The sequence below is a fragment of the Bartonella sp. OD88NMGDW genome (assembly GCF_042193775.1).
Lineage (GTDB): Bacteria > Pseudomonadota > Alphaproteobacteria > Rhizobiales > Rhizobiaceae > Bartonella > Bartonella grahamii.
On sequence record NZ_JBHIMA010000023.1, the window covers coordinates 1 to 6618 of the forward strand.

Below are 6618 nucleotides of genomic sequence, written 5' to 3' on the forward strand. Positions count from 1 at the left end.
CATGCTTCATTTGTCTTTTTCCATAAAATAAACAGCAAATTTCACTATTTTGCTGATCTGATCTCTCTCATGGGCTGTGGATAAACAGCGTTTAAAAAACTTTTTGAAAAAATTTATCCGCTTTTTTAGCATTTTTTCCAGTTTTCTCACTATTCATTCAAAATGGATTTAATAAGCTTCTTTTTGATTCTTTTGATAAGAATTAACCCCCTCATATGTAAACGGAGTCCTGTTGTAATATGCATCAATTTAATAATTCTGATAATGAACATGTCACTTTACGCTCTTTGTTAGAATATTATCGTCAACAAGCAAAATCACCCCGTGAATTAGGAACTCTGTTTGAAAACCTTGTCATAGCTTATTTGACGAAAGACCCTCTTCATTATGGACGCTACGAAAAGGTAGAAACCTATTATGAATGGGCTAAAGAGCATGAAGGTTGGAATAAAAATGATATCGGTATTGATTTGGTGGCTAAGCTTCGTCATCAAGAAGGCTATGTGGCTATTCAATGTAAGTTTTATAAAGCTGACCATCAGATCAGTAAAAAAGATATTGATAGCTTTATCGCTGCCTCTGGAAAAGACATCTTTAAATATCGTCTTCTCGTTGATACCACGGAAGTGGAATTAAGTGACAATGTCAATGCCATGATCAAAGGACAAGCGATCCCCGTTTATCGCATTGACCTTCGTCATATGGAAAACAGTCGTATAGACTGGCAAATATTTGCAACGAAAAAAGAAATTGTTCTTAAATCAACAAAAGATCCTCGTCCCCATCAAGAAGAAGCCATCAAGAAAGTCTGTGAAGGGTTAAAAGAAGCAGACCGTGGCAAGCTGATTATGGCATGTGGAACGGGTAAGACTTTCACCAGTTTGAAGATAGCAGAGACCATAGCAGGAAAAGGCAAGCGTGTGTTGTTTCTGGTGCCTTCTCTTGCTTTAGTCTCACAAACGATCCGTGAATGGACAGCCGATGCACAAGTGCCCTTGCGTTCTTTTGCTGTGTGTTCGGATACAAAAGTAGGCAAGCGTCGTAAAAACCAAGATGATATTGTTGGCATGGAAACATCAGATCTTGTGCTCCCTGCTACAACAGATGCAAAAGCCCTTGCCAAAGAAGCGCGTGAAAACCTAGCAGATGCAATGACGGTTATCTTTTCAACTTACCATTCTATCCAAGTGCTTTCGGATGCCCAAAAAGACCATGGGTTACCTGAATTTGATCTGATCATTTGTGATGAAGCCCATAGAACAACTGGGGCTTCATTGGGAAGTGAAGACAATGAATCTGAATTTATCAAGGTTCACGATAACAGCATTATTCGAGGTAAAAAACGCCTCTACATGACAGCAACGCCGCGTATCTTTAGTGATACTGCCAAAAGGCGGGCGGATGAGATCAATGCCGTTCTAGCCTCTATGGATGATGAAGCACTTTATGGCAAACAACTTCATCATTATACCTTCGCAGAAGCTGTCGATAATGAACTTTTAACCCCTTACAAGATTGTGGTCTTAGGCATTAATGAAACCTATATCACACCAGCCATACAGGAGATTATTGCCAATGAAAACCGTGAAATTGATTTAGATGATGCGGCAAAAATTATTGGCTGTTATAGAGCACTTACCAAAATAGATAAGCAAGCCGCTGTTGATGATGATGATACAGAGCCCATGCAATGTGCTTTAGCTTTTTGCAAAGATATCAATACCTCTCAATATATAACAAAGCTCTTTAATAAAATTATCAAATCTCATATTGATGATTTCCTTCAAACCGTTCCCTTTCTAAACTGTGAAGTAAGACATATTGACGGAACGCAAAGTGTCAAAAAACGCAATGAGGAACTGGATTGGCTTAAAGAAGATGCGGGTCAAAATGTTTGTCGGATTTTAAGCAATGTTCGGTGTCTGTCTGAAGGGATTGATGTCCCTGCTCTTGATGCCATCATGTTTTTACACCCGCGTAATAGCCAAGTCGATGTGATACAGGCGGTAGGGCGTGTGATGCGTCGTGCTCCAAATAAGAAAACGGGCTATATCATTTTACCCATTATCATTCCTTCACACTTAGAAGCCAAAAAGGCTTTAAAAAACAATAAGAGATACCGTGTTGTTTGGCAAGTTTTGCATGCTTTACATTCTCATGATGAAAGGCTTGCTCGGACAATTAATCAAATGTCTTTAGGACAAGATAGCAGCCATACGATTGAGATTATAGAGATTAAGCGTGAGGATGAATTAAAAGAGCTTACCACAACGGTTGATGAGATCTCGATACCATCAAAAGCAGAAAGTTCTGGACGTGTCATTGGAACAGCAGAAAGCAAATCTCAATCGGTATCTGGAGGACAAGAAGACTTATTCCGCCGTTCTGAATTTTTTGATTTTGTCAAAGCCATTTTTCTGGATAGTTTTAAAATCACGGATTATTGGGGCATTTGGGCGAACAATGTTGCTGAGATTGCTCAAAACCATATCAATCATCTTAAAGATATGATTTCCGATGAAAAGAGTGAAGCCTTTCACGCCTTTGATGCATTCCATAAGGAATTAAAGAACAACGTCAACAGTGAAATCAAGCAAGAGGAAGCGATTGAGATGTTAGCGCAACATCTTGTCACGCGTCCCGTGTTTGAAGCTTTATTTGACGGTAATGAATTTGTACAGAACAATGCCATTTCGCAAGCAATGGACAAGATCTTAAGAGAACTGGATAAAACGAACATTGAAGAAAAAACCAAAGATCTTGATAAATTTTACAAAAGTGTCACGTTCTGTACAGCAGGTATTACAGAAACTCATGCAAAACAGAATCTTATTATCAAACTTTATGAAAGTTTTTTTGCCAAGGCATTTAAGAAAACCACGGATAGGCTTGGGATTGTTTATACGCCCGTTGAGGTTGTTGATTTTATCATTCATTCTGTTGATGATGTGTTGCGTAATGAATTTGGCAAAAGCTTGGGGTCACGGGGTGTTTCTATTCTTGACCCTTTCACTGGAACGGGTACTTTTATCACGCGGCTTTTACAATCCAATCTCATCAAACCAGAGGATATGGAATATAAGTTCCGTCATGATATCCACGCCAATGAGATTGTTTTACTTGCCTATTACATAGCAGCGATTAACATTGAATCGACGTATCATAGTCTTATGAAAGGAGATTACATTCCCTTTAAGCATATTGGTTTGGCTGATACGTTTCAGACACTTAAAGAAAAAAACTTGATAGATGGTATACTCAAAGAAAACAGTGAATATTTAGAACATCAAAAGAATCTAAATATCAAAGTTATCTTTGGCAATCCTCCTTATTCGGTAGGACAAAAAAATGAGAATGATAATGCAAAGAATACACCCTATCCGATATTAAATGACCGCATTCGTGAGACTTATATAGCTCAATCGAAAGCAACTAGTACGCAAAAGTTATATGATAGTTATATTCGTGCCATTCGCTGGGCTAGTGACCGTATTGGTAATGCTGGAGTAATCGGCTTTGTTTCTGGTTCTAGTTATGTAGAAAAGCCAACAATGGATGGTTTACGAAAATCTTTAGCCAAAGAGTTTACGAGTATTTATGTGCTTAATTTACGGGGGGATATCCGCAAAAATATATTAAGCAATGGAGCTTCTCAAGAAGGAGAGAATATTTTTGGTAGTGGTAGTATGACTGGTATTGCGGTAACGCTATTTATCAAAAATCCCAATGTTTCTGGAGAGTGTAAAATTTACTATCATGATATTGGAGATAATCTTTCCACCGAAAAAAAACTTGGAATGGTTCAAGACTTTGGTAGTGTTGGTGGCATTACACGAAGTAAACAAGGTTGGAAAATAATTACACCAGATAAGCATGGTGATTGGATACATCAACGTGATAAAAGTTTCAAAACATTCTTAGCTATGGGTATCAAAAGGGGGCATGATAAAAAACTCTTTGAAACTTATTCTCTTGGTGTTTCAACCAATCGTGATGCTTGGGCATATAACTCAAGCCGTGAAATTTTAGCAAAGAATATGGGTAATATGATTACCTTTTATAACAGCGAAGTGAAATGTTTTAATGAGATCTATCCACATGCTGACCGTAACACACGTAAAAAGGCTGTAGATAATTTCGTAAATTCAGATAGTAAAAAAATTAGTTGGAGCAGTACTCTTAAAGGAGAATTATTAAGAGGCAAATTTTCAGAATTTGAAGCCACATGCCTTACTCAAAGCCTTTATCGCCCTTTTACAAAACAATGGCTTTATTACAATAGCGTCTTTAATGAAGCAGTCTATCAAATGCCGCGTATATTCCCGATAGGACAAGCGGTTGAAAATAGAGTGATACAAATTACAGGCATAGGAGCAAGGAGTGGTTTTTCTGTATTTATGGCTAAGGATTTGCCTAATCTTAATATGATGGATGGTGGTAACCAATGTTTTCCACTTTATATTTACGAAGATACTACGGTTTCAAAAAGTAAAAGTGAAAAACAAACCCATTTATTTACGCATTCTATAGAATAAAACACAACAGCTGGTTTACAACGCCGTGATGCCATTACGGATGAAGGGTTAGACCATTTTAAAGCGGCTTATCCTAATGAAAAAATCACGAAAGATGATTTATTCTATTACGTTTATGGGATTTTCCATTCAAAAGATTATCGTACACGTTATGCACATAATTTATGCAAAGAATTGCCTCGTATTCCTTGTGTAAAGAGTGCCGATGATTTTTGGAAGTTTGTAACAGCAGGACGTGAACTCGGTCATTTGCACGTGAATTATGAAACTGTAGAGCCTTATCCAGTGACCTTTAAAAAGGGTAATCCAAAATTAACTGACATCTTTAATCCAGAAAAGTTTTATTATGTAACTGAAATGAAATTCGCAAAAATTAAGGATAGTAAAGAAAAGGATAAAACCACTGTTATTTATAATAGCAATATCATCATGACAGATATCCCTCTTGACGCTTGTGAGTATATCGTTAATGGTAAACCCGCTCTTGAATGGGTTATGGGGCGTCAATGTGTTAAGACTGATAAAAAGAGTGGCATTGTTAATGATGCCAATCGTTATGCTGTTGAAACCGTTGGTAACCCTGCCTACCCTCTAGAATTATTTCAAAGGGTTATTACTGTAAGTTTAGAAACAATGAAAATCGTTAAAAACTTACCAAAATTAGAACTAAGAGAAACTGAATAACTTATAAAGCATGCTCATATAACGGGTATGATAAACTCATAAGGGGTATAAGGTTTTATACCTATAGGTTCTATGCCCCTTTTATAAATTGCTTACATACAATCTTTAAAAGAATAGTTTATATGCGTTATTCTAAAAGATAAGGCTTTGCACTTTTTAAAACACTGTACTTTGGATTGCCTTTAAGACTTTTAAGAAACCCTATCTTAAAGTGAATATGCTTCTTTTACATTGCCTTTAAAAGATTATACCGTAATCTAAAATGATAGCTTTATTGTTTTCAAAAGCTTTGTTGTGAATACTTATATTACTTTACGCTTTTAATTCCCTAATTTTTGAAAAAAGTATAAGCACCCCCAAAACCCCTACAAAATATATATTACAGGTTGTGTTTATAGAGTGCGTTCAATATAGGTTGTTTACATTAGAGCCCCTTATAAACAAAATTCACAAAAAAAATTAAAAACCATTTAGTAAAAAAACTGATAGGTTATAAAGATAAAAATACGCATTATGAGAGCGTTTCTAAATATTATAAATGTATAGATTCAGAAAATAACGCAATCGTTTTATAAATCTTATAATATAGCTTTAAAAGCACATAAATATAAAAGAAGCAATTAATAAGCATAAGTTATTATCAATACACAACGTATTAAAAAATAAGAAAAAATATCAAAAAAGTTTATAAATTAATTGACAATAAATACGTATTTTGTTACATAAATAACCAAGTGATGAAAACACTTTCGAATAGCGAATAGGTTGCGAAAAAACCTTTTCCATTTCTTTTAAAACACTGACTATCTTTTATGCTGTGATTAGCATATATAGTGATTTTGTCGGGTGTAGCTATGCCATACAATACCCTTATGGGAAAAGCATAGCAACGGACTATTCGCCGTGTTTTCAGCACCCGATGCTCTTATAGGGTGTCAATTGAAAACTAATTTACGAATAGGTGTAAAAATGAATTCTATTGTTAATACAGAAAAAACATCTCCAAAATACGAATTTATTGATGATTGTGAATATATTGATGGTCATTTCTTAACTCGAATTAGAGCCTTAAGAGATTTTGATGATGTCAAAAAAGGCGATTTAGGGGGGTATATTGAAAATGAAAGCAACTTATCTCATGAAGGTAATTGCTGGGTGTATAATAAAGCTCGGGTCTTTCAAAATGCACGCGTCTTTGGAAATGCTAAAGTAAAAAGCTTTTTTGTTGATGTCTATGGTAATGCGCAAATTTATGGGAATGCTATTTTTGAAGGTATGACATTAAAGGACAATGCAAAGCTGTCTGGTAATGCGCATGCTAACAACGCCGTTGTAATTGAAGGCAATGCACAAATTTATGATAACGCCCGTGTCACTGATCATGCTCATATTTCCGATA

The 6618-nt window shown here is 35.8% G+C and carries 2 pseudogenes; both read left to right on the forward strand.

From position 1 onward, the window contains the following. The first annotated feature begins 239 nt into the window (after nucleotides 1-239). Nucleotides 240-5219: pseudogene (locus ACFIJR_RS08555) on the forward strand (DEAD/DEAH box helicase). Between the two features lie 969 nt (nucleotides 5220-6188). Then, nucleotides 6189-6618, forward strand: a pseudogene (locus ACFIJR_RS08560) (hypothetical protein); the annotation flags it as partial.